The following is a 26679-nucleotide window of genomic DNA, read 5'->3' on the forward strand; positions in this document are numbered from 1 at the left end:
TATTGAAATGATGATTGCTGGAGCATCAGCTATTGGAGTTGGAACAGCTAATTTTGCAGATCCTTATGCCTGTCCTAATATTATTGACCGTTTACCTGAGGTTATGGATCAATATGGCATCAAAGATCTTGAAACGTTACGACGTGAAGTTCGCCAAGAATTGCGTGGCAAGTAAGTTTTGCTATTTTATTAAAAAAGTCAGTAAGTTTTTGACTTTGATATTAAAAAAAGATATAATAATAACAACTGAATAACCTTTAATTGAGTCCAGAGAGGCGAGAAAGGTTCGTGAAAAAAGAAGATATCATCTTTGAATAATGGGTGCTTGCTGCCCTACTTTTCGTGTAACCTCGCCCTTGGGCGGGGTTTTCTTTGTAGAAAAAGGAGAAAAAATGCACGAAAGTCGTCCGATTATTGCTCTTGATTTTCCGTCATTTGATGATGTGAAATCATTTCTTGCTTTGTTTCCTGCTGATGAAAAGCTCTATGTCAAAATTGGTATGGAACTTTATTATGCTGAAGGGCCAGAGATTGTTCGTTATGTGAAATCTCTTGGACACTCAGTTTTCCTAGATTTGAAATTGCATGACATTCCAAATACGGTTAAGTCAGCCATGCGTGTGCTTTCAAATCTTGGTGTTGACATGACTAATGTTCATGCGGCAGGTGGTGTTGAGATGATGAAAGCTGCGCGTGAAGGTCTTGGACAAGGTCCAAAATTAATCGCGGTAACACAGTTGACATCAACATCAGAAGAGCAAATGAAAGAAGATCAAAATATCCAGACAAGTCTTGTTCAATCTGTTATGCATTACGCGAAAAAAGCAGAAGAAGCTAGACTTGATGGGGTTGTCTGTTCTGCTTGTGAGGTTGCTGTCATCAAAGAGGCAACGTCAGAAGATTTTGTTTGCTTGACACCTGGTATCCGTCCGGCAGGAGCTGCTGTTGGTGATCAAAAACGCGTGATGACACCAAGCCAAGCAAGCGCCATTGGCTCAAGCTATATTGTTGTTGGACGCCCAATTACAAAAGCGGATGATCCTGTTGCGGCTTACAAAGCCATTTACGATGAATGGAATGCTTAGTATTGGAATACTAAAATTATTTTAGAGTTGGTATGGAGTTAACAATGAGGAAATCTTACACAGCGGTTATTGATAGACCAATCGGTTATCAAGATAGATACGGGAATAACTATCCAATCAATTATGGTTACATTCCAAATTTGATTGGAGGTGATGGTGAGTGGCAAGATGTCTATATTATTTCAGAGAGTGTCTCAGCTCCCCTAGAAGTATTCGAAGGGGAATTAGTAGCCATTATTCATCGTGCTGATGATGTGGAGACTAAATGGATTTTAACAACCGCTGGTGAAATAGTTACTTATGACCAAATAAAACAAGCAACCCATTTTTTAGAACAATATTTTACATCAACCATTGAGTTATTATAGAAAAGAGGAATATTATGACTTTAGCATCACAAATTGCATCAGATTTGCTTGAAATTCAAGCGGTTTACTTGAAACCAAATGATCCGTTTACTTGGGCATCTGGGATTAAATCACCAATCTATACAGATAATCGTGTGACACTTTCATATCCTGAAACACGTACATTGATTGAAAATGGATTTGTAGAAAAAATCAAAGAAGAATTTCCAGAAGTGGAAGTTATTGCAGGTACAGCAACAGCAGGTGTTCCTCATGGAGCTATTATTGCTGACAAAATGAATCTTCCATTTGCTTATATTCGTAGCAAACCAAAAGATCATGGTGCAGGTAACCAAATTGAAGGTCGTGTGAGAAAAGGTCAAAAAATGGTCGTCGTTGAAGACCTTATCTCAACTGGTGGTTCTGTGCTAGAAGCAGTTGCCGCAGCTGAACGTGAAGGCGCTGATGTTATCGGTGTTGTGGCAATCTTTACTTACGAATTGCCTAAAGCAACTGAAAACTTTGACAAAGCAGGTGTGAAATTGGTGACACTTTCTAACTATACAGAGCTTATCAAAGTAGCTAAGGTGCAAGGTTACATCACTGCAGATGATTTGACTTTGCTACACAAATTTAAAGAAAACCAAGAAACTTGGCGTGACTAATAAAATTTAGTATTTGGCTACTAAGGATAAAACTTTAGTGGCCTTCTTGGTTTAAAGCTTGAAAGGAGTTATAATGAAACTATTATCAACATTTGAAAATAATGTTTTGCCTGATGCATACGCTAAAAAAGCAAGTGTTCAGGTTAGGGGAAATGCAGTCATCTCTTTCCCGTTTACGATTGAGGATGCTCCTGAAGGTACGAAAACATTTGCTTGGACATTCGTCGACTATGATTCTATCCCAGTCTGTGGTTTTGCTTATATTCACTGGGTAGTTGCTAATGTTCCAGCTGATGTTCCAGCTGATGTAAAAGCTATTTCAGAAGATTTTTCTCGTTTAGATACTAATCATACTCATGGTAAAAATAGCTTAGTTAGTAAGTTTCTAAATGAGGATAACTCAGATATTTATGATGGCTATATGGGGCCATATCCACCGGATAGAGACCATATTTATACCCTAACAGTCTATGCTTTGGATTGTGAATTGCCATTAACAGATGGTTTTTACATGAATGATTTGCTTCATGCCATGGAAGGGCATGTCTTGGCAAAAGAAAAGCTAGATTTAGTAGGGAAATACTAAAGCTACAGAGGAGTGAACATGCAACATTCAACATGGCATGAGTTAATTAAAAATGAATTACCAGAGCATTACTTTGGTCGCATTAATCAATTTATGGATGCTGTTTATCAGCAAGAATTGGTATATCCGCCACGTGAGAAAGTCTTTAATGCTATTCAAACAACAGCATTAGAAGATGTTAAAGTAGTGATTATTGGTCAAGATCCTTATCATGGTCCGAATCAAGCGCAAGGACTATCATTTTCAGTACCAGAGAATATTCCAGCACCACCATCTCTTCAAAATATTCTTAAAGAATTGGCTGATGATTTAGGTCAACGCGATCACCACGATTTAACCCCATGGGCACAGCAAGGTGTGCTTTTGCTAAATGCTTGCTTAACAGTTCCTGCAGGTCGTGCCAATGGTCATGCTGGACAAATTTGGGAACCATTTACCGATGCGATTATCAAAGTGGTTAATCAAAAAGAGACACCGGTTGTCTTTATTCTCTGGGGTGGGTATGCTCGTAAGAAAAAAGCTTTGATTACGAATCCAATTCATCATGTCATCGAAAGTGCGCATCCAAGTCCACTCTCAGCTTATCGCGGATTTTTCGGCAGCCGTCCTTTCTCACAAGCTAATGCTTACCTCAGTCAGGATGGCCTAGAACCAATTGATTGGTTGAAATGATAGGAGTTTAACATGTTACTTATTAAAAATGGTCGTGTCGTTGATCCAAAGTCTGGTTTTGATCAGGTTGCGGACGTTCTTGTTGATGGAAAAAAAGTTGTTAAAATTGCTGACTCAATCGAAGAAGCAAATGCAGAGGTCATTGATGCTAGTGGTCTTGTTGTAGCTCCTGGTTTGGTTGATATTCACGTGCATTTTCGTGAACCTGGTCAAACTCACAAAGAAGATATTCATACAGGAGCTCTTGCAGCAGCAGCTGGTGGTTTTACATCAGTTGTTATGATGGCAAATACTAATCCGACTATTTCAGATGTTAAAACGTTGAAAGAAGTATTAGCGAGCGCTAGCAAAGAAAATATCCACGTTTATACAAACGCTACAGTCACTAAAAACTTTGATGGTCAAAATTTGACTGACTTTAAAGAACTTCTTGAAAATGGTGCACTCAGTTTTTCAGATGACGGTATCCCACTTCAAAGTACTAAAGTGTTGAAAGAAGCTTTGGATTTGGCAAAAGCAAATAATACCTTTGTTGCTGTTCACGAAGAAGACCCAGAATTAAATGGTATCCTTGGATTTAACGAAGGGATTGCACGTGATAAATTCCATTTCTGCGGAGCAACTGGGGTGGCAGAGTATAGTATGATTGCGCGTGATGTTATGATTGCTTATGACCGTGGTGCGCACTTACATATCCAACATTTGTCAAAAGCAGAATCTGTTAAAGTGGTTGAATTTGCTCAACAATTAGGCGCAAATGTCACTGCAGAAGCAGCACCACAACATTTCTCAAAAACAGAAGACTTGCTTCTCATCAAAGGCTCTGCAGCTAAGATGAATCCACCTCTTCGTACTGAAAAAGACCGTTTGGCAGTTATTGAAGGTTTGAAATCTGGCGTTATTTCAGTGATTGCGACTGACCACGCTCCACACCACGCTGATGAAAAGAATGTCGAAGACATCACAAAAGCCCCATCAGGTATGACAGGACTTGAAACATCATTATCTCTTGGCTTGACAAACTTGGTGGCTACAGGTGATTTGACCTTGTCAGAGTTGCTTGCTAAGATGACCATTAATCCATCATCAATGTATGATTTTGACGCTGGATATTTGGCTGAAAATGGTCCTGCAGACATCGTTATCTTTGCTGACAAAGAAGAACGTGTCGTGTCTGACCACTTTGCTTCTAAAGCTTCAAATTCACCATTTATTGGTGAAAAACTACAAGGTGTCGTGAAATACACTATCTGTGATGGAAACATTGTCTACAAAGCTTAAGAGTAATAAAAAAGAATTAGCGTTTTGCTAATTCTTTTTTTGTTCTTGATGACTTAAATTCAATCCCCAAGGAACAAGATTTTCCTTGTGTACTTTAATACGTGTAATGTTATCTTTATGTCTCACAATAATAATACCTGCAATTAAAATAATCACTAATGTGAAGAGCAGGTCGTAGTGCGGAAGCAAAAAGCCAAAGGCTGGAAAAATTAGAACACTAACGACAGCAACGCTAGCGGCAACTACACTTGATAAAGAGATCATACTATAGAGATAAAGGGTAATGACAAAGACAACAACAAGGAAAAGTAAAAATAGTGGCGCAAAACCAAGGAGTACACCAGCGCTTGTTGCAACTGCCTTACCACCTTTAAACTGTGCAAAAAGTGGGAATGTGTGACCGATTATGGCGAAAAGTCCGATTAGAATTGGAGAGACGCCAGTAACCCCAAAAATAAGAGGAAGAAGTGCAGCAAGTGTCCCTTTTAACATATCAATGATAAAGGTAATCGTACCTGCTTTAGCACCTAGGACTCGGAAAGTATTAGTTGTTCCAGTATTTCCGCTACCATGTTCTCTAAGATTTGTGTGGTAGAAGAATTTTCCAATCCAAAGTCCAGTTGGGATTGACCCCAATAAGTAAGCAATCAGAATCATAACTAAAATTTTCATGTTTTCATTATAACACAATCGCTTATTAAGAAAAGGAGAAATTTGAAAAATAAATGACTTGAAGAATCAAGCTAAATTTGTGATAACGCTTTAAATTTGATATACTATTTCATGAAAAAATTGGTGATTTTCCTTGTAAAATCGTTATTAACTTTGATTTTTTTTTGCAAAATACTGAAAAAACTTGTAAGATAAAAAAGATGAATTATTTGGAGGTCGCTTTTGGCTAAAAAAGAAATTAATGTAAATAATTATAATGACGATGCCATTCAAGTATTAGAAGGATTGGACGCTGTTCGTAAACGTCCCGGAATGTACATCGGTTCAACAGATGCGACAGGACTACATCATTTAGTATGGGAAATTGTTGACAATGCCGTCGATGAAGCACTTTCTGGTTTTGGTAATCAGATTGATGTGATTATTAACAAAGACGGCAGTGTTACGGTAAAAGACCAAGGTCGAGGAATGCCGACTGGTAAGCATGCCATGGGGATTCCGACAGTAGAGGTTATTTTCACGGTTCTCCACGCTGGTGGTAAATTTGGACAAGGTGGTTATAAAACCTCTGGAGGTCTTCACGGGGTAGGTTCTTCAGTTGTTAATGCCCTTTCTAGCTGGCTAGAAGTTGAGATTACTCGTGATGGCGCTGTTTATAAACAACGTTTTGAAAAGGGTGGTAAACCTGTTACAACTCTTAAAAAGATTGGAACAGCACCAAAATCTAAATCAGGTACTATGGTTACATTCATGCCTGATGACACGATCTTTTCAACGGTTGATTTTAAATTTAACACGATTGCTGAACGTTTGAAAGAATCAGCTTTCTTGCTTAAAAATGTTACCTTGACATTAACTGATAATCGTCCAGAAGAAGCAGAACACCTAGAATTCCATTATGAAAATGGGGTGCAAGACTTTGTTGAATACCTCAATGAAGATAAGGAAACCTTGACACCTGTCATTTGGGTAACTGGTGAAGATCAGGGCTTCCAAGTTGAAGTAGCACTTCAATACAATGACGGATTTTCTGATAACATTCTTTCTTTTGTTAACAATGTTCGCACAAAAGATGGTGGAACTCATGAGACTGGTTTGAAATCAGCTATTACCAAAGCTATGAATGACTACGCTCGTAAGTCTGGTTTATTAAAAGAAAAGGATAAAAACCTAGAAGGTTCTGATTACCGTGAAGGGCTATCTGCGGTGCTTTCTATCCTTGTTCCAGAAGAGCATTTGCAATTTGAAGGACAAACCAAAGATAAATTAGGAAGTCCTCTAGCACGTCCAATTGTTGATAGTATTGTATCTGAAAAATTGACTTTCTTCCTTTTGGAAAATGGTGAAGTGGCTTCAAATCTTGTTCGTAAGGCAATTAAAGCGCGTGATGCCAGAGAGGCGGCTCGTAAGGCGCGTGATGAATCTCGTAATGGTAAGAAGAACAAGAAAGATAAAGGACTTCTTTCTGGTAAATTAACACCAGCACAATCTAAGAACCCTAAGAAAAATGAACTTTACCTAGTCGAAGGAGATTCTGCCGGCGGTTCAGCCAAGCAAGGTCGTGACCGTAAATTCCAAGCTATTTTGCCATTGCGTGGTAAAGTGCTTAATACGGCAAAAGCAAAAATGTCTGATATCGTGAAAAACGAAGAAATCAATACCATGATTTATACAATTGGTGCAGGTGTAGGTGCAGAATTTAACGTTGAAAATTCTAACTATGATAAGATTATTATCATGACCGATGCCGATACCGATGGTGCCCACATTCAGACACTTCTGTTGACTTTCTTTTATCGTTACATGCGTCCATTGGTTGAAACTGGACATGTTTATATTGCCCTTCCACCCCTTTATAAAATGTCAAAAGGAAAAGGTAAGAAAGAACAAGTGGAATACGCTTGGACTGATGGTGAGTTAGAAGAATTACGTCAAAAATTCGGTAAAGGAGCTCAACTCCAACGTTACAAAGGGTTGGGTGAAATGAATGCTGACCAACTTTGGGAAACAACTATGAACCCAGAAACACGTACACTTATCCGTGTGACTATTGATGATTTGGCGCGTGCCGAACGCCGTGTCAACGTCCTTATGGGCGACAAAGTTGAACCACGCCGTAAATGGATCGAAGACAACGTTAAATTCACCTTGGAAGAAAATACAGTGTTTTAATCGCTATTTACAAAGTTGATTTTTAATGAGTGATATTATAGTCAATTAATATCTTTAGAGGACAAGCTAATGCTTTTAGATATCTGGACTGAAAAATATAGTATTCAATGGGCTGGAGTTTATCATTTGGTTTTATCAGAGTATCCTTTGATAAAAGATTGGGAATTGGAAAAAATTTCTGCTTTTATAGCATACGAGAAATTAAATGCTCGAACTACCCAAATTATCTGCGAGAATAAAGTACTTCGTGACAAGATAAAAGATATTGAGAGAAGGCCGTGTAAGGAATTTCCATATACTCCAAGTTCTAAAATAGTTGCTTCAACTTATGAAGAAAAAGGTAAATATGTATATTCAGATTTTTTAAGCCATACCTGTACCGTTCAAGTAGCGAAAGAAATATTTAGAGAAAACAAGATTCTATCAGCGGTTAAGGCATTTAGATTGTCACCTGAGAAATTAGTTCAGAGTTCTCGTAATGCTGCGGGAGATCCAGCTGACTATTTTCAATATGTGATGCTTGGCTGGTCAAATACAACGTCTGGTTATCGTCTTGCTATGGAAAGGCTTTTGGAACGAGAACCTACAAAAGATGAATTAGGTCCGCTTTTTGTTCCGGGGGTAAGTTTCCATTTCAAATATGATGATATTATTGAAAGTGATGGTTATGTATTTGATGGCTATCACGCTGCGAAGGTTAAAGATGAAATTTCTTTGAACAAGCTTTATCTTTGCATTATTCCTGAGGATAAACGAGAGGTTATTGAGCCTTTGGTTCCAAGTTGTTTAGTCCCTAAAGTATTTTATTTGAAGTACGATGGTGATGGTCTTTCTGCCTGGTCAGAAAAAGTTTTTAATGTTGTAAAAAACTTTGTTAGTTAATATAGAAAAAGTTAATTTTTTGACGTGAAATGTAAAGGATAATAATTATGTCAAATGTACAAAATATGTCTCTTGAAGACATTATGGGGGATCGTTTTGGACGATACTCCAAATATATTATTCAAGAGCGGGCTTTGCCAGATATTCGTGATGGTTTGAAGCCTGTTCAACGTCGTATCCTTTATTCAATGAATAAGGACGGCAATACTTTTGATAAAGGTTTCCGTAAATCGGCTAAATCAGTCGGTAACGTCATGGGTAATTTTCACCCACACGGTGACTCGTCTATTTATGACGCCATGGTGCGCATGAGTCAGGACTGGAAAAATCGTGAGGCCTTGATTGAAATGCATGGTAACAACGGTTCTATGGACGGTGATCCACCGGCAGCCATGCGTTATACCGAAGCACGTTTGTCAGAGATTGCTGGCTATTTGCTTCATGATATTGAGAAAAATACTGTTCCATTTGCTTGGAACTTTGATGATACTGAAAAAGAACCAACGGTTTTACCGGCAGCCTTTCCAAATCTTTTGGTTAATGGTGCAACAGGTATCTCAGCTGGTTACGCAACAGATATTCCACCACACAACTTGGCTGAAGTGATTGATGCGGTTGTTTACCTCATTGACCATCCAAATGCTAAATTGGACAAATTAATGGAATTCTTGCCTGGACCAGATTTCCCAACAGGGGCAATTATCCAGGGTAAAGACGGTATTCGTAAAGCTTACGAGACTGGTAAAGGTCGTGTTGCGGTTCGCTCACGAACTGACATTGAGAACCTTCGTGGCGGTAAAAAACAAATCGTTGTTACTGAGATTCCTTATGAAGTCAATAAAGCGGTGCTTGTTAAGAAAATTGATGACGTTCGTGTCAATAACAAAGTACCCGGCATTGCGGAAGTTCGTGATGAATCTGACCGTGATGGTCTTCGTATTGCTATCGAACTTAAAAAAGATGCTGATGAACAAACCATTCTCAACTATCTTTTGAAATACACAGATTTGCAAGTCAACTATAACTTCAATATGGTTGCCATTGATAACTACACACCACGTCAAGTTGGTATTATTCCAATGTTGACAAGTTACATTGCACACCGTAAAGAAATTATCGTTGCCCGTTCAAAATTTGATAAAGAAAAAGCTGAAAAACGTCTTCACATCGTAGAAGGTTTGATTCGTGTCATTTCAATTCTTGATGATGTTATTGCACTTATCCGTGCCTCTGAAAATAAAGCTGATGCTAAAGAAAACTTAAAAGTCAGCTATGATTTTTCCGAAGAACAAGCAGAAGCTATTGTAACTTTGCAATTGTATCGTTTATCAAATACCGACATTGTTGCGCTTGAAAACGAAGAAGCAGAACTTCGTGAACGCATCACAATGCTTAAAGCCATTATCGGTGACGAACGTACCATGTACAATGTCATGAAACGTGAACTACGTGAGGTTAAGAAGAAATTTGCTAATCCACGTTTGACAGAATTGCAAGATGAAGCTGAAACCATTGAAATCGATGTGGCAAGCTTGATTGTTGAGGAAGATACCTTTGTCAGCGTAACAAAAGGTGGTTATATCAAACGTACAAGTCCGCGTTCTTATAACGCTTCAACGGTTGAAGAAATTGGCAAACGTGATGATGATGAATTGATCTTCGTTTCTCAAGCTAAGACCACACAACATTTGCTCATTTTTACAAATCTTGGCAATGTTATCTATCGTCCAGTTCATGAGTTGACAGATATTCGTTGGAAAGATATTGGTGAACATTTGTCACAAACTATTACTAACTTTGCGACAGACGAATACGTTCTTTATGCTGAAATTGTCGATGAATTTGGACCGCAAACTTATTTTGCAGCTACAAAACTTGGACAAATGAAACGCTTCGAACGTAAAGAGTTCACCCCATGGCGTACCTACAAGTCAAAATCTGTTAAATATGCTAAATTGAAAAATGATGATGACATGATTGTAACCATTGCTCCAATTGCTTTGGATGATGTCATGGTTGTCACACACAACGGTTATGCCCTTCATTTCAATATCGATGAAGTGCCGGTAGTTGGTGCAAAAGCTGCAGGGGTTAAATCAATCAATCTTAAGGATGATGATTTTGTAGCAGCGGTCTTTATTGCTAATACTGAAAGCTTCTTTATCTTAACTCAACGTGGTAGCTTGAAACGTATGGCGACTGAACTGATTCCAGTAACAAGCCGTGCTAATCGCGGTTTGCAAGTTCTTCGGGAGCTTAAGTCAAAACCACATCGCGTCTTTATGGCAGGACCAGTACACGCTTCAAATGATGTGCAGAATATTGATTTGTTCACCATTGAGCCACTTGATTCTGATAAGATTGAAACCTTGGAAGTTTACTCAAATAAGGGCAATCATTATCAAGCCATTTTGGAAGATTTGACACTCTCAGAGCGCACAAGTAACGGTTCCTTTATCTCAGATAAAATTTCTGATGAAGGTGTCTTTAGTGCAAGAATTAAATAGCGATAATAAGTCGGAGTTTTTCTCCGATTTATTTTTTTGAACAAATTTTCAGAATTTTATGAAAAAGTACTTGAAAAAAGATTTAAAAAGCGTACAATAGGATAAAAACAAAGAAAGAGGAATAGTTATGACAGTAGATTTAGACTGGGAAAATCTAGGCTTTGCCTATCGTAAATTACCATTTCGTTATATTTCATATTACAAAGACGGAAAATGGGACGAAGGAAAATTAACTGAAGATTCAATGCTTCACATTTCAGAATCCTCTCCAGCTTTGCATTATGGTCAACAAGCCTTTGAAGGATTGAAAGCTTATCGCACAAAAGATGGTTCAGTTCAATTGTTCCGCCCAAATATGAACGCAGAACGTTTGCAACGCACAGCAGATCGTCTCCTTATGCCACAAGTGCCAACAGAAAAATTCATTGATGCTGCAAAACAAGTTGTTCGTGCCAATGAAGAATTTGTGCCACCATATGGTACAGGTGCTACACTTTATCTACGTCCTCTTTTAATTGGTGTTGGCGACATTATCGGAGTTCATCCTGCTGATGAATACATTTTCACAATCTTTGCAATGCCTGTTGGAAATTACTTCAAAGGGGGGTTGGCACCAACAAACTTCTTGATTCAAGACGAATATGACCGTGCTGCTCCACATGGTACAGGTGCTGCAAAAGTTGGTGGTAACTACGCATCAAGTCTTCTTCCAGGTAAGATGGCGCATGATCGCAAATTCTCTGATGTTATCTACCTTGATCCAGCTACTCACACTAAGATCGAAGAAGTAGGTTCTGCAAACTTCTTTGGTATTACAGCTGATAATGAATTTATCACACCTCTTAGCCCATCTATCTTGCCATCTATCACAAAATACTCACTTCTTTACTTGGCAGAACACCGTTTTGGCATGAAAGCTATCCAAGGCGATGTTAAACTTGATGAATTGGATAAATTCGTTGAAGCAGGTGCCTGTGGTACTGCGGCTGTTATTTCCCCAATTGGTGGTGTTCAACACGGTGATGATTTCCATGTCTTCTATAGCGAAACAGAAGTTGGTCCTGTGACACGCAAATTGTATGACGAACTTGTCGGCATCCAATTTGGTGACATTGAAGCTCCAGAAGGCTGGATTTATAAAGTTGACTAATATTTTAAAGCTTGCTCTTGCAAGCTTTTTTGTTTTTCGGTAAAATGAATAGCGTGAGGTGGAAAAATGAGCAAAAAAGATAAAAAAATCGAAATTCAACTTGCTGACGCCAAAGTTGCTATCAATAATGCCAATGTCGATGGCTACAATTTGACTGCTGGAAAAAAAGTCATTGGTGAAATTGCTGAACTAGATAACAAATTTGCTGTTGTCAAAAATGGAGAAGTGGAAGCACTTTTCAAAACTTTAGAGCAAGCAATTGAAAGTATTATTGAAAATTACAACCTAAATCGCTAAAAAATAGCGAAAAGTACTTGTCAGAGAACAAAAACTATGCTAGAATAGTTTTTGTCGTAACGGAAGGGTAGCGAAGAGGCTAAACGCGGCGGACTGTAAATCCGCTCCTTCGGGTTCGGGGGTTCGAATCCCTCCCCTTCCATTTCTGAAATGAAAATTTTAGAAAGTAATTGAACATTGTTTTTGGGGTATAGCCAAGCGGTAAGGCAAGGGACTTTGACTCCCTCATGCGTTGGTTCGAATCCAGCTACCCCAGTCAAAGGTATCGAGTTTCGGCTTGACACCGTCAAAGATAAAAGTTGTTGTCGTTGCGGGTTACCTTGAGAAATATTATTGTTGTCAAAAGCTAGCTTAAGCTAGCTTTTGTTGGAGGATTTTTTAGAATGAATGAATTTGAAGATTTGCTAAACAGTGTTAGCGAAGTAAACCCTGGTGATGTTGTCACTGCGGAAGTTTTAACTGTTGATAATGATCAAGCAAACGTTGTTATCGAAGGAACAGGTGTTGAAGGTGTTCTTACACTTCGTGAATTGACTAACGATCGCAATGCTGATATTAACGATTTCGTTAAAACTGGCGACACAGTTGAAGTACTTGTTCTTCGTCAAGTTGTAGGTAAAGATACTGATACAGTTACTTTCCTTGTCTCTAAAAAACGCTTGGAAGCTCGCAAAGCTTGGGATAAACTTGTTGGTCGCGAAGGCGAAGTTGTTACTGTTAAAGGTACACGTGCTGTTAAAGGTGGTCTTTCAGTTGAATTTGAAGGACTTCGTGGATTCATCCCAGCTTCAATGATCGATACTCGTTTTGTACGTAACACTGAAAAATTTGTTGGTCAAGAATTTGAAGCTAAAATCAAAGAAGTTGTTCCAGCTGAAAACCGCTTCATCCTTTCACGTCGTGAAGTAGTTGAAGAAAAAGCTGCTGCAGCTCGTAAAGAAGTCTTCTCTAAACTTGAAGAAGGCGCAATCGTTAAAGGTAAAGTTGCTCGCTTGACAAGCTTCGGTGCTTTCATCGACCTTGGTGGTGTTGACGGACTTGTTCACGTGACTGAATTGTCTCACGAACGTAACGTTTCACCTAAATCAGTTGTTTCAGTTGGTGAAGAAGTTGAAGTTAAAGTTCTTTCAATCGACGAAGAAGCAGGTCGTGTATCACTTTCACTTAAAGCTACAACACCTGGACCATGGGACGGTGTAGAACAAAAACTTGCTGCTGGTGATGTTGTTGATGGTAAAGTTAAACGTTTGACTGACTTCGGTGCTTTCGTTGAAGTATTGCCTGGTATCGATGGACTTGTTCACATCTCACAAATTTCACACAAACGTGTTGAAAATCCAAAAGATGTTCTTTCAGTAGGTCAAGAAGTTAAAGTTAAAGTTCTTGATGTTAACGCTGCTGCAGAACGTGTATCACTTTCAATCAAAGCTCTTGAAGAACGTCCAGCACAAGCTGAAAACGAAGAAAAACGTCAATCACGTCCACGTCGTCCAAAACGTGAAGCTAAACGTGATTACGAACTTCCAGAAACTCAAACTGGATTCTCAATGGCTGACTTGTTTGGCGATATTGAATTGTAATTATAAATGAGAAAAAGACTTACTTTGTAAGTCTTTTCTTTTTACTTTGATGTGGTATAATATAGTAGTTGCCACTCTTAGTGTAATGGATATCACGCAAGATTCCGGTTCTTGAAATAAGGGTTCGATTCCCCTAGAGTGGACTATGTTATCCATTAAAAAGAAGCCTTAATGGCTTCTTTTTGTTATCTCTGAATGGTCCATATAGGACTTGTTTTTAACCTTCGTGAACACTTTGCTTAAATCTTTATTAAACGCTTATGTAGTCTGCTTATAGCTTAATATTGCTACTCAAAAAGCCTGTACAATCAAATGTTACAGGCTTTTTGAGTATGTTGATTATTTCAAAATGATTTGCGCAACGATTGGACTGATAATGACGTAAGTGATTCCGGTAATGCCAATTGCAAGACCTCCCATAGCACCTTCGACTAGTCCATATTTTAGAGCAGTTCCAGTACCAATAGCGTGTCCTGTTCCTCCGAGACTAAGCCCGATAGCAACTGGATCTTCGATTTTTAAGAGTTTTAAAAAAACTGGTCCAAGAACACTGGTTAAAATTCCAGTAATGACAACGACAACAAGTGTTACGGTTGTGATTCCACCCATTTTTTCAGTAATGCCTACAGCCATAGCGGTTGTTACTGATTTAGGGAATAATGAAATAGTTAAGAAATATTTGATACCAAAAGTTTTTGCGACAAATGCGGTAAACGTTGTGTTAACGATACAAGCAGCAAGAATCCCAGTTAAGATACTTCTGATGTGATGTTTCATCAAGTGGAATGAACGATAAAGTGGAATTCCAAGTGCTACAGTTGAAGGGACAATCAGTGTGTTAAGATAGCTTCCGCCAATATAATAATCATGATATGAAATTTTAGTAACCTTCAAAAAGAGAATAATAAAAAAGGTTGCTAAGAGTAAAGGTGTAGTAATAGGGTGTGGAAAGCGTCTATAAATTAGCATGCCCATAAGGTATGCTAGGATTGATAGCATGATACCAAAGATAGGGTTAGTAAGAATATCAGTCATGATGACCTCCTTTATCAACGTAGTCACCTTCAAATCGTGTTTTGATGAATTGAACAACAAAACCAATGGTAGCGACATTTAAGAAGATGGCTACTAGAATAATAATGGTGATAGGAAGTAAATAATCTTTGATGTCATTGAATCTATCCATGATTCCGACAGCTGCAGGTAAAAAGAGAATGGTCATATTATTGAGCAAGAAATTTCCGACCACGTCAATATGCCTCAGACGAATGACTTTGAATTCCAGGGCAAGAAAAAGTAGCACTAACCCAATAATGCTACCAGGAACAGGTAAATTGAGTAAATTAGAAATCGCCTCCCCAATAAATGAAAAGATGAGAATAATCATAAATTGAACGTATAACTTCATTAGTAAACTCCTTCGTTATAAGTCTACTACTATGTAAGAAATTTTCAATACTGTGAAAATGTTTACATGAAATTTTTTTGAAAAAATTACAGTCAGAAATCAATAAGAAAAAGCTGAGCAAGGCTCAAGCTTAGTGTTGTAATATCAATTTTAGAATGTTTCCTCCAAAAATCCAGATATAACTATAAGAAATAATTGAAATCGGCTTAGCTAATAGGATAATGAACGTGAAACGTTTTAATGAAATTCTGGATAATCCTGTTATCATAACAACGACATCGGCTGGGGAAATTGGTGATAACATACAGATAATGAAGAAGTTTTCGTAATTTTGGGTATCAAGTTTAGCTTCGTATTTATAGAAGGTCTCTTCGTCAATAAACAGTAAGATAAACTTACGTCCGTATAGCCTAACAAGGATAAATAGTATGATACTACCAATGACAATGCCAAAGTAGTTATAAAAGAAGGCAAGTATCGGATCAAAAATTAAAAAACCTGCAACTGTTGTGACGCCACCTGGAATAACTGGGAAAACGACTTGGAAAATTTGCACAAAGATAAAAACTAGCGGTCCACAAATGCTATGCTCATTAACAAAATCCTTGAGTGCATTGCTATCGTTTAATATTCCTAAATGGTAGAACCAGATGACTAGTACAAAAGTTCCTATTAAGGCTAGAATTCCTAGAAACTTAATTAGTCGCTGCCAAAAGGCATAATAGTCAAACATCTTCATTTTCATAACTCTTATCATATCATAAGAATTTCTTTTTTGCTATTTTAAACATTATTTGCTATAATAACAAACGTAGCTTTTGACTACTTTATAATTTCTGGGGTCGTTACGGATTCGACAGGCATTATGAGGTACATTCCGCGACTCATCGGCAGATGTAAAAATGCCAGTTAAATATAACTGCAAAAAATACAAATTCTTACGCTGTAGCTGCCTAAAAACCAGCTCGCGTGATCTCTACAGAATTGCTTGTGTTTTGCTAGAGGTTTCATTGATTAGCAAGCTACGTTTAACTATTGCCTAGCTAGTTAAAAAGAGATTAATAGGCTCGCTTAATCTAGGTTTGAGTTATGTATCGAGCTTAAGTTAAATAAAAGACATAACCTATGGTTGTAGACGAATGTATTGGCAGGTGTTTGGACGTGGGTTCGACTCCCACCGGCTCCATCAAAGCTTTTCATAGTTTAGCAAAGTTACGCAAAACGTTGATATATCAACGTTTTTTATTTTTTTGCTTTCCCTAGTTTTGCCTAGTTTTGCCTTTTTGGGAGACCCAAAAGGAAACACAAAAACCACCAGATTCTGGTGGCTTTTTTTAATACTATTGAATATTAATTTTGTTTTTCAAGAGGTAATGAGTAGCAAAGTAGAAGATGATACCTTCGATGAGCGATTCTATGGTAGTGAAAGTTAGATACTCGCTATTGATACCATTATGAGTTAGATTGCCACCTGTTAGTTCAGAAATGGCAATCACTGCAATGTTTAAACCAAAGTAAATGATGAAGGCCATAAGAGCGCGTCGGTTGGTAAATAATTGTCCAATTGTAATGGCAAGATAAACCATTAATGTACCAGATAAGGTTGAAACAATTAGTGCGAGTAATAAAATCAACCAGCTTTTAAGCGTTAGCATTTTTCCAATTTGTGGAAGAAAGGCTAAGAAGTGACCGATTCCTGATACTGGCAAGACAAGTAGTGTAATACCAAATGCCACAACTAAAGTGTTAAAGGCAATCCAAATCAATGATGCAATAAGTTTTGATAAGATAATTTGGTGTGTTGATACCGGCAAGGTTAGGGTCAAGTAGCCTTCGCGTCCGAAAAGATTTTTGTAAAAACGACGGACGATGATAACCCAAGTAGCAATCCAAGCGCCTGCTACTAGAACACCAAAAATAAGTGCTAAAAGAATTGGAAATAGCTGTGCAAAGTTATGAGCACTAATGTCAGAATGATTTTCAGCGTATTCTGTCAGTGATCTAATGCTAAAGCCAAGGAAAAATGAGATGGCGATAATCGAGGCATTAAGTGCAAAATACCATTTTCCAACTGATTTAAGTTCGTATTTTAAAAGTTTCGAAAACATAATTCCTCCCTAAGCTTTATAAGTCTCACGGAAGAGTGAATCAATGGATTGACCGTGCTCTTCACGAATATCATCCGTATTTCCTTGTAAAATAATTTTTCCGTCTTTAAGGAAAATGATTTCATCAAGAATTGGTTCGATTTCTGAGATTAGATGCGTTGAAATAATGACAGAAGCATCCTCACAGTAATTGTTGATGATTGTGCGTAAAATATAGTCACGAGCTGCTGGATCAACGCCACCGATTGGCTCATCAAGGACATATAGTTTGGCTTGTCGACTCATAACTAAAATTAATTGCACTTTTTCTTTGTTACCTTTTGATAGATTTTTGAGAATGTCATCAGGATTAAGATTCAAATCATTTAAAAGGTGTTCTGCTTTTTCACGTGAAAAGTCTTCGTAAAAATCTTCGAAGAAAGTAAGTGCATCTTTGATTTTCATATCTTCTCTGAGATAAGAAGTGTCTGGAAGGTATGAAATGATTTTTTTGGTGTCGATTGATGGACGAAAGCCATCGATAACGATTTCTCCAGTTGTTGGGTGAAGAAGTCCGTTGATTAGTTTAATCAGTGTTGTTTTCCCGCTTCCATTTGGACCGAGTAAGCCAATAATCTTACCGGCAGGTAAGCAAAGTGACACATCGTCAACAGCTACATGTTTCTTGTATTTTTTAGTAACGTGATGTAGTTGGAGTAATTGACTCATCCTATTTTTTCTCCTTAATATACGATTCTAGTGTCGTCACAATATCGTCGATTTCAAAGCCTATTTTTTGCATGTTGCAAACAAATGATTGAAGTTCAGCCTCGGCAACTTCGCGACGTTTTTGCATGATTAAATCAGTATCGTCTGTAACAAAACGTCCAGATGTTCGTTGAGAATAAACCATGCCTTCACGTTCTAGTTCTGAAAAAGCTCGTTGCATAGTGTTGGGATTGACACCAGCTTCCTCAGCTAATTCGCGAACAGTTGGGAGTTGATCACCACTTTTTATTTCTTGGCTGATGATTTGCATCTTAATGTGTTGTGCAATTTGAACATAAATAGGTGATTTTTCATCAAATTTCCAGGACATACGATAACCCCTTTCTATTAAAAATTTAAAGAAGTCTTATGTTGTATTAATTAGAAGAAGTCTTGTACTAAATAAATGGTACAGAAATAAGTTTGAAATGTCAAGGAATCAATCGTTAAGTCCTCTTATTTTGCTTTAAATCGAAATGAGCTTTCATTTTTAGTGTATAATAGATGAAGAAGTATATCAAAAAAGAAAGGAGAGCTTTTTATGTTTGCCCAATTAGATACCAAAACAGTCTATTCTTTTATGGATAGTTTAATTGACTTAGAGGGCTATGTCAAAGAAGCCAAAGCATTAGGCTACCAGACCATTGGGATTATGGACAAAGATAATCTCTATGCCGCCTTTCATTTTATTACAAAAGCCAAAGAAAATGGTTTGCATCCTGTTTTAGGTCTTGAAATAAGTCTTAACATACATGATAATTTTGCGTTATCCATGTATTTGATTGCCCGTGATACAATTGGATATAAAAATTTGATGAAAGTGTCTAGTCGTCAAATGACTTCTGACATTCAGTTAGAGGACCTTAAAGACTATTTATCAGGTTTAGCTGTTATTGTGCCTTATTTTGACGGAGTGGAGGCTTTATCTCTTCCTTTTGATTATTTTATTGGAGTAGATATCCACGCAGAAGAAAAAGCTTATGACAAGCCTCTGATTCCTTTACATACGGTTCGTTACTTCAATACTGAGGAAGTCGAGACACTTCATATGCTTCATGCCATTCGCGATAACATTAGTTTAAAGGATGCTTCCCCTGCACCTCAAGGTCAGCACTTAATGGCATGTGACATTTTAACACAAGCTTTTCAGCAGAAATTTCCACAGGCATTAGATAATTTAGAAAAGCTTGTTTCTTCCATTCATTATGAATTTAATAGTGAATTGAAATTACCACGTTTTAATCGACAAAAACCTGCACAGGAAGAACTGGTAGAATTGACAGAGGCTGGTCTTAAAGCGAAAAAACTTTGGTTACCAGAGTATCAAGAACGTCTAACGAAAGAATTATCAGTGATTCATAAGATGGGATTTGATGATTATTTCCTTATTGTCTGGGATTTACTTCGTTTTGGTCGTAGTCGCGGTTACTATATGGGAATGGGACGTGGTTCTGCTGCTGGAAGTTTAGTGTCATATGCACTTGATATCACAGGAATTGATCCTGTTAAAAACAATCTTCTTTTTGAACGTTTCTTGAATGAAGAACGATACAGCATGCCCGATATTGATATTGATCTTCCGGATGTTTATCGTAGCGAGTTTCTCCACTATGTTCGCAATCGATATGGTAGCCTTCATTCAGCTCAGATTGTAACTTTTTCAACTTTTGGTGCTAAGCAAGCTATTCGTGATGTTTTTAAACGTTTTGGTGCCCCAGAACACGAACTGACAAATATCACAAAGAAAATTGGTTTCAAAGATAATTTGACATCAGTTTATGAAAAAAATCTAGCCTTTCGTCAAATTATTAATGCTAAGATTGAATATCAAAAAGCTTTTGCTATTGCTAAGCGGATAGAAGGGAATCCTCGTCAGACCTCTATCCATGCAGCTGGTGTTGTGATGAGCGATGATAATTTGACTGAGCATATTCCTTTAAAAGCTGGGGAAGACATGATGATTACCCAGTATGATGCTCAAGCGGTTGAAGCAAACGGTCTTCTTAAAATGGACTTTCTTGGCTTACGAAACCTTACGTTTGTGCAACGCATGCAAGAAAAAGTGGCTAAAGATTATGGCATTAACATTGATATCAAGTCTATTGATTTAGAGGATCAGAAGACGCTTGCTTTATTTGCTGCTGGAAAAACTAAGGGAATTTTCCAATTTGAGCAACCAGGAGCTATTAATCTCCTGAAACGAATTAAGCCACAAAAATTTGAAGATATTGTAGCGACAACAAGTTTAAATCGTCCAGGGGCTAGCGATTATACGGAAAACTTCATCAAGCGTCGATTTGGACAAGAAGCAGTGGATTTGATTGATCCTTTGGTAGCGCCAATTTTAGCGCCAACCTATGGAATTATGCTTTATCAAGAGCAGGTCATGCAGATTGCTCAAGTTTATGCTGGTTTTACACTTGGTAAAGCTGATTTGCTACGTCGGGCTATGTCGAAGAAAAAGGCAGAAGACATGCAAAAAATGGAAAGCGAATTTCTAAAAGGAGCACAAGAATTAGGGCGTCACATTGAGACTGCTAAGGATCTATTTTCACGAATGGCTAAATTTGCTGGCTATGGTTTTAATAGAAGTCACGCGTTTGCTTATTCAGCGTTAGCGTTTCAATTGGCCTACTTTAAGGCACATTATCCAGCTGTTTTCTACGATGTCATGCTTAACTATTCAAGTGCTGACTATATTACAGATGCTATGGAATCTGAATTCCGCATTAAGAAGATTGATATCAATACTGTGCCTTACAATGATAAAATATCTGACGGTCAAATTTATCTTGGATTGAAGAATTTGCGCGCTCTTTCTCGTGACTTGTGTTACTGGATTATTGATAATCGACCTTTTTCAAGTATTGAAGACTTTTTAACAAAATTACCTGAAAACTATCAGAAGAAGGAGCTGATAACCCCTTTGGTGGAAATCGGTGCATTTGATTCTTTTGAAAAAAATCGCAGGAAAATCATTGAAAATCTTGAGTCACTCTTTATCTTTGTCAACGAGTTAGGTAGTTTATTTGCCGAAAACTCTTATAGCTGGATTGATGTTGAAGATTTTCCTAATGCTGAAAAATATCGACAAGAGCAGGGTTTATTAGGAGTGGGAATCAGTCCCCATCCTCTTCTTGAAATTGGAAAGAAATCCTCTGTTGCGTTCACAGCTTTGGCTGATTTACATGAAAATACCGAAGCGACTATACTTATAGAGTTATCTCAGATCCGTGTGATTAGAACCAAAACAAAGGGTGAGCAAATGGCCTTTCTAAATGTGACTGATACGCAGAAAAAATTTGATGTCACTTTGTTCCCAGAAGTTTTTGCGCGCTATAAAGAAATGTTACAAGAAGGCCGTTTCTATTATTTGACAGGTAAAATTCAAAATCGCAACAATCGTTTGCAAATGATTTTAAATTATGTACAAGAAGCAAGTAGTGAACGCTTGTGGTTATTGTTGCCAAATCATTTACACGATGCTCAAGTATCAGATATCTTGTCAGAGTATCCTGGAAATATTCCTGTTATTTTGCATTATCAAGATAGTAAGCAAACCTTACAGAGCCAGAGACATCTTGTTAAAAAGGATAGCGAGCTTTTACAGGCTTTGAAACCATATACGGTGAAAACGATTTATCAATAAAAATTTAGTAAAAATAAAATAAAGTAAAGCTTTTTACAAAGTAATGTGCTATAATAAGAACGTTAGATTAATAAAAGGAGTATTAGCAAAATGAAACGTATTGCTGTTTTGACTAGTGGCGGCGACGCTCCTGGTATGAATGCTGCTGTTCGTGCAGTTGTTCGTAAAGCAATTAAAGAAGGAATGGAAGTCTTCGGAATCAACCGCGGTTATGCTGGTATGGTCGATGGCGACATTTTCCCATTGGACGCTCAAAGTGTTTCAAACATTTTGTCACGTGGTGGTACTTTCCTTCAATCAGCTCGTTACCCTGAGTTTGCAACTCTTGAAGGACAACTTGCTGGTATCGAACAACTTAAAAAACACGGTATCGAAGGTGTCGTTGTTATCGGTGGTGACGGTTCTTATCACGGTGCTATGCGCTTGACAGAACACGGATTCCCAGCAGTTGGTATCCCAGGTACAATCGATAACGATATCGCTGGTACAGATTACACTCTTGGGTTTGATACAGCTGTAAACACAGCTATGGAAGCTCTTGATAAAATCCGTGATACATCTTACAGTCACAAACGTACATTCGTTGTTGAAGTAATGGGACGTAACGCTGGTGATATCGCTCTTTGGGCAGGTATTGCTGCAGGTGCTGACCAAATCATTATTCCTGAAGAAGAATATGACATCAACGATGTTGTTGCAAAAGTTAAAGATGGTTACGAAAACAAAGGTAAAGAACGTCACCTTATCGTTCTTGCTGAAGGTGTAATGCATGCTGAAAAATTTGCAGAGTTGATGAAAGAAGCTGGTGACACTAGCGACCTTCGTGCAACTAACCTTGGTCACATCCTTCGTGGTGGTGCACCATCACCTCGTGATCGTGTTCTTGCTTCTTGGATGGGTGCTCACGCTGTTGAATTGCTTCAACAAGGTCGTGGTGGACTTGCTGTTGGTATCCACAACGAAGAATTGGTAGAAAGCCCAATTCTTGGTACTAAAGAAGAAGGTGCTCTATTCTCATTGGCAGAAGATGGTAGCATTATCGTTAACATGCCACACAAAGCACGTCTTGACTTTGCTCAATTAAATCGAGACATTGCTCATTTATAATAGTATAGTATTTATAGATTAAAAATTATTGTTATTAATAGTCGTTCATTCGGCTTAAAAATAAAGGGAGTTTCATATTATCATGAATAAACGCGTAAAAATCGTTGCAACACTTGGTCCTGCGGTTGAAATCCGTGGCGGTAAAAAATTTGGTGAAGATGGATATTGGGGTGAAAGCCTTGATGTTGAGGCATCAGCACAAAAAATCGCTCAATTGATTAAAGAAGGTGCAAACGTCTTCCGTTTCAACTTCTCACACGGTGACCACGCCGAACAAGGTGAACGTATGGCTACTGTACGTCGTGCAGAAGAAATTGCTGGTCAAAAAGTTGGTTTCCTTCTTGACACTAAAGGTCCTGAAATCCGTACTGAACTTTTTGAAGGCGACGCTAAAGAATATTCATATAAAACTGGTGAACAAATCCGTGTTGCTACAAAACAAGGTATCAAATCAACTCGCGATGTTATCGCTTTGAACGTTGCCGGTGCTCTTGACATCTACGATGATGTTGAAGTTGGTAAACAAGTTCTTGTTGACGATGGTAAACTTGGTCTTCGTGTTGTTTCTAAAGACGATTCAACTCGTGAATTTGTTGTTGAAGTTGAAAACGATGGTATTATCGCTAAACAAAAAGGTGTAAACATTCCTTACACTAAAATCCCATTCCCAGCTCTTGCTGAACGTGATAACGACGATATCCGTTTCGGTCTTGAACAAGGTCTTAACTTTATCGCTATCTCATTTGTACGTACTGCAAAAGACGTTCAAGAAGTTCGTGCAATCTGTGAAGAAACTGGTAACGGACACGTTCGTTTGTTCGCTAAAATCGAAAACCAACAAGGTATCGAAAACATTGACGAAATCATCGAAGCTGCTGATGGTATCATGATCGCTCGTGGTGACATGGGTATCGAAGTTCCATTTGAAATGGTTCCAGTTTACCAAAAAATGATCATCACTAAAGTTAACGCAGCTGGTAAAGCAGTTATCACAGCAACAAACATGCTTGAATCTATGACTGAAAAACCACGTGCAACTCGTTCAGAAGTATCTGACGTATTCAACGCTGTTATCGATGGTACAGATGCTACAATGCTTTCTGGTGAATCTGCAAATGGTAAATACCCAGTTGAAGCTGTTCGTGCAATGGCTACAATCGATAAAAACGCTCAAACTCTTCTTAACGAATACGGACGTCTTGATTCATCATCATTCGCTCGTACTTCTAAAACAGAAGTTGTGGCTTCAGCAGTTAAAGATGCAACAAGCTCAATGGATATCAAACTTGTAGTTGCTCTTACTGAATCTGGTAACACTGCTCGTCTTATCTCTAAATACCGTCCAGATGCTGACATCTTGGCTGTAACATTTGACGAAAAAACTCAAAAATCACTTATGATTAACTGGGGTGTTATTCCAGTTGTAACTGAAAAACCTGCATCAACTGATGACATGTTTGAAGTTGCTGAAAAAGCTGCTCTTGAATCTGGATTGGTTCAATCAGGTGATAACATCGTTATCGTCGCTGGTGTTCCTGTTGGTTCAGGTGGTACAAACACAATGCGTATCCGCACTGTAAAATAACCTAAATAATAAAAAGCCTATCATATCAAGCTTTACGGCCTGTGTGATAGGGCTTTTTTTGTATCAAAATGCTAGCAAGGGGCACAAAAGGGGCAAAAACAGGACATTGTTTATCTTTTTAACCAATTTTTAGATAGTATGCAAGTAATTCTCGCTTAACATTGTGTCAAAAGTCACATAGTTACTTTTTTTATGTACAGAAACATGGTATAATGGAATAAAGAATAGGAGAAATTATGGTTAAGCGCGATTTTATTCGAAATATTATTTTGGTCTTAATTGCTATTTTAGTGATATTCTTGTTGAGAATTTTTGTTTTTTCAACATTTAGAGTGCATGAAGATGCTGCTAATTCATACCTCTCTAACGGTGATGTTGTAGTTGTTAATCGTAATCGAGAACCCCGCTACAAAGATTTCATTGTTTACAAGAAAGATGGTATTTTTTATATCAGTCGTGTTATTGCAACAGCAGGGCAAAGTGCGACAGTAATGGATGATATTCTTTACGTCGATAATCAAGTTAAAGAAGAATCATACATTAGTAAAATTAAATCTGAATATTTGTCGACTTCTGATACGCAACAACCTTTTACCTCTGATTTTTCTGTTAACACTGTTTCTAATGGAAAATATGACAAGGTTCCAAAGGGAAGCTATCTAGTTTTAAATGATGATCGTCAGAATACAAATGATAGTCGTAGTTTTGGTCTAATTAAAGACAGTCAAATAAGAGGTGTTGTAACTTTTAAAGTTTTACCTCTCAATCAATTTGGATTTATTACAACAGAGTAGTTAAGCTACTCTGTTTTTGCTTTTATACCAATCATTAATTGGTATAGCTAAAACTATACCAATGTTTTTGTTGACAAGCTATAAGTAAAGTTATATACTGTTGCTGTAAGGTTTTAGAGAGTCTTTATTAGACTATACCAATTTTAAAAAATAAGAAAGAGATGGTAGGAATTCCCTACTAAAGGTAAAAAAATATGTGTGGTATTGTTGGTGTTGTTGGAAATAAAAACGCAACAGATATCTTGATGCAAGGTCTTGAAAAATTAGAATACCGTGGTTATGATTCAGCAGGAATTTATGTTACTGAAGGCGTTAACCAAGGTCGTTTAATTAAATCAGTCGGACGTATTGCTGACCTACGTGCTAAAATCGGAATTGATATGGCTGGTTATACAGGTATTGGTCACACACGTTGGGCAACACATGGTCAACCAACTGAATTAAATGCTCACCCACATACATCTGAAACTGGACGTTTTGTCTTAGTTCACAATGGTGTTATTGAAAATTATTTACAAATTAAAGAAACATATCTTTCAAATCACCATCTTAAAGGAGAAACTGATACTGAAATCGCAGTTCACTTAGTTGGAGAATTTGTTGAACAAGGTTTATCAGTTATTGAAGCTTTCAAAAAGGCATTGAATATTATTGAAGGATCATATGCTTTTGCTTTAGTAGACGCTGAGGACCCTGATACTATCTACGTTGCTAAAAATAAATCACCGCTTTTGATTGGTCTTGGTGACGGTTATAATATGGTTTGTTCAGATGCAATGGCCATGATTCGTGAAACAAGTGAGTTTATGGAAATCCATGATAAAGAATTAGTTGTTTTGACAAAAGATTCTGTATCAGTAATGGATTATGAAGGTAATTCCGTTGAACGTGATTCTTACACAGCTGAGCTTGATTTATCAGATATTGGTAAAGGAACTTACCCTTACTACATGTTGAAAGAAATTGATGAACAACCAACTGTAATGCGTAAATTAATCACAGCTTATACAGATGATAACAATCAAGTGACTGTTGATTCAGAAATCATTAAAGCTGTTCAAGAAGCAGATCGTATTTACATTTTGGCTGCAGGAACATCTTACCATGCTGGTTTTGCCTCAAAATCATTCCTTGAAAAATTAACTGATACACCAGTTGAACTTGGTATTGCTTCTGAGTGGGGCTACAACATGCCACTTTTGAGTAAAAAACCACTCTTTGTGATGATTTCTCAATCTGGTGAAACTGCTGATAGCCGTCAAGTATTGGTTAAAGCAAATCAAATGGGTATTCCAAGTTTGACAATTACAAATGTTCCTGGATCAACTCTATCACGTGAAGCAACATACACAATGCTTTTACATGCTGGTCCAGAAATTGCGGTT

The 26679-nt window shown here is 37.7% G+C and carries 24 protein-coding genes, 3 tRNA genes, 1 other RNA gene and 1 pseudogene; 22 read left to right on the forward strand and 7 right to left on the reverse strand.

Annotation, left to right across the window (positions count from 1 at the left end):
• The 7 genes and pseudogenes from B4D49_RS06765 to B4D49_RS06795 all read left to right on the forward strand — a co-directional run.
• Nucleotides 1-175: pseudogene (locus B4D49_RS06765) on the forward strand (dihydroorotate dehydrogenase catalytic subunit); the annotation flags it as partial.
• A gap of 217 nt (nt 176-392) precedes the next feature.
• On the forward strand, nt 393-1085 hold the full coding sequence (pyrF, locus tag B4D49_RS06770) for an orotidine-5'-phosphate decarboxylase (RefSeq protein WP_132869038.1): 693 nt from the start codon (nt 393-395) through the stop codon (nt 1083-1085).
• Between the two features lie 44 nt (nt 1086-1129).
• The gene (locus B4D49_RS06775) at nt 1130-1453 is read left to right on the forward strand and encodes an inorganic diphosphatase (protein ID WP_199544188.1); all 324 of its coding nucleotides are present in this window, start codon (nt 1130-1132) and stop codon (nt 1451-1453) included.
• Between the two features lie 14 nt (nt 1454-1467).
• Nucleotides 1468-2097, forward strand: coding sequence for an orotate phosphoribosyltransferase (gene pyrE / locus B4D49_RS06780; RefSeq protein WP_286783607.1), 630 nt, complete (start codon nt 1468-1470; stop codon nt 2095-2097).
• Nucleotides 2098-2170: 73 nt separating this feature from the next.
• Nucleotides 2171-2683 carry a YbhB/YbcL family Raf kinase inhibitor-like protein gene (locus B4D49_RS06785; protein WP_286783608.1) on the forward strand — a complete coding sequence of 171 codons (513 nt, stop codon included), beginning with the start codon at nt 2171-2173 and terminating at the stop codon, nt 2681-2683.
• Nucleotides 2684-2701: 18 nt separating this feature from the next.
• Complete coding sequence (locus B4D49_RS06790) at nt 2702-3355, forward strand: uracil-DNA glycosylase (protein ID WP_132869042.1); 654 nt, start codon at nt 2702-2704, stop codon at nt 3353-3355.
• A 12-nt stretch (nt 3356-3367) separates the two neighbouring features.
• Entirely contained in the window at nt 3368-4636 is a 1269-nt protein-coding gene (locus tag B4D49_RS06795; RefSeq protein ID WP_132869043.1) for a dihydroorotase, read from the forward strand.
• 27 nt (nt 4637-4663) lie between these two features.
• Here the strand turns inward: B4D49_RS06795 and plsY are convergent, their stop codons facing one another.
• Complete coding sequence (gene plsY / locus B4D49_RS06800) at nt 4664-5308, reverse strand: glycerol-3-phosphate 1-O-acyltransferase PlsY (protein ID WP_286783609.1); 645 nt, start codon at nt 5306-5308, stop codon at nt 4664-4666.
• Nucleotides 5309-5530: 222 nt separating this feature from the next.
• Here plsY and parE point away from each other — a divergent pair, with 222 nt between their 5' ends.
• From parE to B4D49_RS06845, 9 genes are all read left to right on the forward strand, one after another.
• Nucleotides 5531-7480 (forward strand): DNA topoisomerase IV subunit B, encoded by a 1950-nt coding sequence (parE, locus tag B4D49_RS06805; protein ID WP_286783610.1) that lies wholly within the window; start codon nt 5531-5533, stop codon nt 7478-7480.
• 69 nt (nt 7481-7549) lie between these two features.
• Nucleotides 7550-8362 carry a phosphate ABC transporter ATPase gene (locus B4D49_RS06810; protein ID WP_286783611.1) on the forward strand — a complete coding sequence of 271 codons (813 nt, stop codon included), beginning with the start codon at nt 7550-7552 and terminating at the stop codon, nt 8360-8362.
• Nucleotides 8363-8409: 47 nt separating this feature from the next.
• Nucleotides 8410-10869, forward strand: coding sequence for a DNA topoisomerase IV subunit A (parC, locus tag B4D49_RS06815; protein WP_286783612.1), 2460 nt, complete (start codon nt 8410-8412; stop codon nt 10867-10869).
• Between the two features lie 127 nt (nt 10870-10996).
• On the forward strand, nt 10997-12019 hold the full coding sequence (locus B4D49_RS06820) for a branched-chain amino acid aminotransferase (protein ID WP_286783613.1): 1023 nt from the start codon (nt 10997-10999) through the stop codon (nt 12017-12019).
• Nucleotides 12020-12085: 66 nt separating this feature from the next.
• Nucleotides 12086-12316, forward strand: a complete 231-nt coding sequence (locus tag B4D49_RS06825) for a DUF2969 domain-containing protein (RefSeq protein ID WP_039697048.1) — start codon at nt 12086-12088, stop codon at nt 12314-12316.
• Between the two features lie 61 nt (nt 12317-12377).
• Nucleotides 12378-12458, forward strand: a tRNA-Tyr gene (locus B4D49_RS06830).
• Nucleotides 12459-12500: 42 nt separating this feature from the next.
• Nucleotides 12501-12572, forward strand: a tRNA-Gln gene (locus B4D49_RS06835).
• Nucleotides 12573-12699: 127 nt separating this feature from the next.
• A complete protein-coding gene (gene rpsA / locus B4D49_RS06840; RefSeq protein WP_132869670.1) occupies nt 12700-13896 on the forward strand; it encodes a 30S ribosomal protein S1 in 1197 nt (398 codons plus the stop codon).
• A gap of 71 nt (nt 13897-13967) precedes the next feature.
• Nucleotides 13968-14039 (forward strand) — tRNA-Arg (locus B4D49_RS06845).
• Nucleotides 14040-14235: 196 nt separating this feature from the next.
• On the opposite strand, the gene B4D49_RS06850 is transcribed toward B4D49_RS06845, so the two are convergent.
• The 3 genes from B4D49_RS06850 to B4D49_RS06860 form a co-directional block, all read right to left on the reverse strand.
• Complete coding sequence (locus tag B4D49_RS06850; RefSeq protein ID WP_286783614.1) at nt 14236-14931, reverse strand: LrgB family protein; 696 nt, start codon at nt 14929-14931, stop codon at nt 14236-14238.
• Nucleotides 14924-15304, reverse strand: a complete 381-nt coding sequence (locus tag B4D49_RS06855; protein ID WP_039697045.1) for a CidA/LrgA family protein — start codon at nt 15302-15304, stop codon at nt 14924-14926. Before B4D49_RS06855 ends, B4D49_RS06850 begins: the two co-directional genes overlap by 8 nt.
• A gap of 130 nt (nt 15305-15434) precedes the next feature.
• A complete protein-coding gene (locus B4D49_RS06860; RefSeq protein ID WP_286783615.1) occupies nt 15435-16049 on the reverse strand; it encodes a TVP38/TMEM64 family protein in 615 nt (204 codons plus the stop codon).
• A 93-nt stretch (nt 16050-16142) separates the two neighbouring features.
• Here B4D49_RS06860 and ssrA point away from each other — a divergent pair.
• Nucleotides 16143-16493, forward strand: a transfer-messenger RNA (tmRNA) gene (ssrA, locus tag B4D49_RS06865).
• 151 nt (nt 16494-16644) lie between these two features.
• On the opposite strand, the gene B4D49_RS06870 is transcribed toward ssrA, so the two are convergent.
• The 3 genes from B4D49_RS06870 to B4D49_RS06880 are packed head-to-tail and all read right to left on the reverse strand — an operon-like array spanning nt 16645 to nt 18490.
• The gene (locus B4D49_RS06870) at nt 16645-17412 is read right to left on the reverse strand and encodes an ABC transporter permease (RefSeq protein WP_132869860.1); all 768 of its coding nucleotides are present in this window, start codon (nt 17410-17412) and stop codon (nt 16645-16647) included.
• Nucleotides 17413-17421: 9 nt separating this feature from the next.
• Nucleotides 17422-18120 carry an ABC transporter ATP-binding protein gene (locus tag B4D49_RS06875; protein WP_286783616.1) on the reverse strand — a complete coding sequence of 233 codons (699 nt, stop codon included), beginning with the start codon at nt 18118-18120 and terminating at the stop codon, nt 17422-17424.
• A gap of 1 nt (nt 18121) precedes the next feature.
• Nucleotides 18122-18490 (reverse strand): GntR family transcriptional regulator, encoded by a 369-nt coding sequence (locus B4D49_RS06880; protein ID WP_132869862.1) that lies wholly within the window; start codon nt 18488-18490, stop codon nt 18122-18124.
• A gap of 210 nt (nt 18491-18700) precedes the next feature.
• On the opposite strand from B4D49_RS06880, the gene B4D49_RS06885 reads away from it, so the two are divergent.
• The 5 genes from B4D49_RS06885 to glmS form a co-directional block, all read left to right on the forward strand.
• A complete protein-coding gene (locus B4D49_RS06885) occupies nt 18701-21808 on the forward strand; it encodes a DNA polymerase III subunit alpha (protein WP_286783617.1) in 3108 nt (1035 codons plus the stop codon).
• 90 nt (nt 21809-21898) lie between these two features.
• Nucleotides 21899-22915, forward strand: coding sequence for a 6-phosphofructokinase (gene pfkA / locus B4D49_RS06890; protein WP_039696988.1), 1017 nt, complete (start codon nt 21899-21901; stop codon nt 22913-22915).
• 82 nt (nt 22916-22997) lie between these two features.
• On the forward strand, nt 22998-24500 hold the full coding sequence (gene pyk, locus B4D49_RS06895) for a pyruvate kinase (RefSeq protein ID WP_286783618.1): 1503 nt from the start codon (nt 22998-23000) through the stop codon (nt 24498-24500).
• A gap of 236 nt (nt 24501-24736) precedes the next feature.
• Nucleotides 24737-25294: a signal peptidase I gene (lepB, locus tag B4D49_RS06900; protein WP_199544068.1), complete on the forward strand. Its 558-nt coding sequence runs from the start codon at nt 24737-24739 to the stop codon at nt 25292-25294.
• A gap of 194 nt (nt 25295-25488) precedes the next feature.
• Nucleotides 25489-26679, forward strand: a 1191-nt coding sequence (gene glmS, locus B4D49_RS06905; protein ID WP_286783619.1) for a glutamine--fructose-6-phosphate transaminase (isomerizing), incomplete at its 3' end; no start/stop codon positions are given.

The sequence above is a fragment of the Streptococcus sp. UBA4344 genome, from assembly GCF_002393675.1.
GTDB classification, from domain to species: Bacteria; Bacillota; Bacilli; order Lactobacillales; family Streptococcaceae; genus Streptococcus; species Streptococcus vicugnae.

Coding starts and splice junctions, on each gene's coding strand:
- pyrF (WP_132869038.1), top strand. CDS start 393: ATGCACGAAAGTCGTCCGATTATTGCTCTTGATTTTCCGTCATTTGAT.
- B4D49_RS06775 (WP_199544188.1), top strand. CDS start 1,130: ATGAGGAAATCTTACACAGCGGTTATTGATAGACCAATCGGTTATCAA.
- pyrE (WP_286783607.1), top strand. CDS start 1,468: ATGACTTTAGCATCACAAATTGCATCAGATTTGCTTGAAATTCAAGCG.
- B4D49_RS06785 (WP_286783608.1), top strand. CDS start 2,171: ATGAAACTATTATCAACATTTGAAAATAATGTTTTGCCTGATGCATAC.
- B4D49_RS06790 (WP_132869042.1), top strand. CDS start 2,702: ATGCAACATTCAACATGGCATGAGTTAATTAAAAATGAATTACCAGAG.
- B4D49_RS06795 (WP_132869043.1), top strand. CDS start 3,368: ATGTTACTTATTAAAAATGGTCGTGTCGTTGATCCAAAGTCTGGTTTT.
- plsY (WP_286783609.1), bottom strand. CDS start 5,308: ATGAAAATTTTAGTTATGATTCTGATTGCTTACTTATTGGGGTCAATC.
- B4D49_RS06810 (WP_286783611.1), top strand. CDS start 7,550: ATGCTTTTAGATATCTGGACTGAAAAATATAGTATTCAATGGGCTGGA.
- parC (WP_286783612.1), top strand. CDS start 8,410: ATGTCAAATGTACAAAATATGTCTCTTGAAGACATTATGGGGGATCGT.
- B4D49_RS06820 (WP_286783613.1), top strand. CDS start 10,997: ATGACAGTAGATTTAGACTGGGAAAATCTAGGCTTTGCCTATCGTAAA.
- B4D49_RS06825 (WP_039697048.1), top strand. CDS start 12,086: ATGAGCAAAAAAGATAAAAAAATCGAAATTCAACTTGCTGACGCCAAA.
- rpsA (WP_132869670.1), top strand. CDS start 12,700: ATGAATGAATTTGAAGATTTGCTAAACAGTGTTAGCGAAGTAAACCCT.
- B4D49_RS06850 (WP_286783614.1), bottom strand. CDS start 14,931: ATGACTGATATTCTTACTAACCCTATCTTTGGTATCATGCTATCAATC.
- B4D49_RS06855 (WP_039697045.1), bottom strand. CDS start 15,304: ATGAAGTTATACGTTCAATTTATGATTATTCTCATCTTTTCATTTATT.
- B4D49_RS06860 (WP_286783615.1), bottom strand. CDS start 16,049: ATGAAAATGAAGATGTTTGACTATTATGCCTTTTGGCAGCGACTAATT.
- B4D49_RS06870 (WP_132869860.1), bottom strand. CDS start 17,412: ATGTTTTCGAAACTTTTAAAATACGAACTTAAATCAGTTGGAAAATGG.
- B4D49_RS06875 (WP_286783616.1), bottom strand. CDS start 18,120: ATGAGTCAATTACTCCAACTACATCACGTTACTAAAAAATACAAGAAA.
- B4D49_RS06880 (WP_132869862.1), bottom strand. CDS start 18,490: ATGTCCTGGAAATTTGATGAAAAATCACCTATTTATGTTCAAATTGCA.
- B4D49_RS06885 (WP_286783617.1), top strand. CDS start 18,701: ATGTTTGCCCAATTAGATACCAAAACAGTCTATTCTTTTATGGATAGT.
- pfkA (WP_039696988.1), top strand. CDS start 21,899: ATGAAACGTATTGCTGTTTTGACTAGTGGCGGCGACGCTCCTGGTATG.
- pyk (WP_286783618.1), top strand. CDS start 22,998: ATGAATAAACGCGTAAAAATCGTTGCAACACTTGGTCCTGCGGTTGAA.
- lepB (WP_199544068.1), top strand. CDS start 24,737: ATGGTTAAGCGCGATTTTATTCGAAATATTATTTTGGTCTTAATTGCT.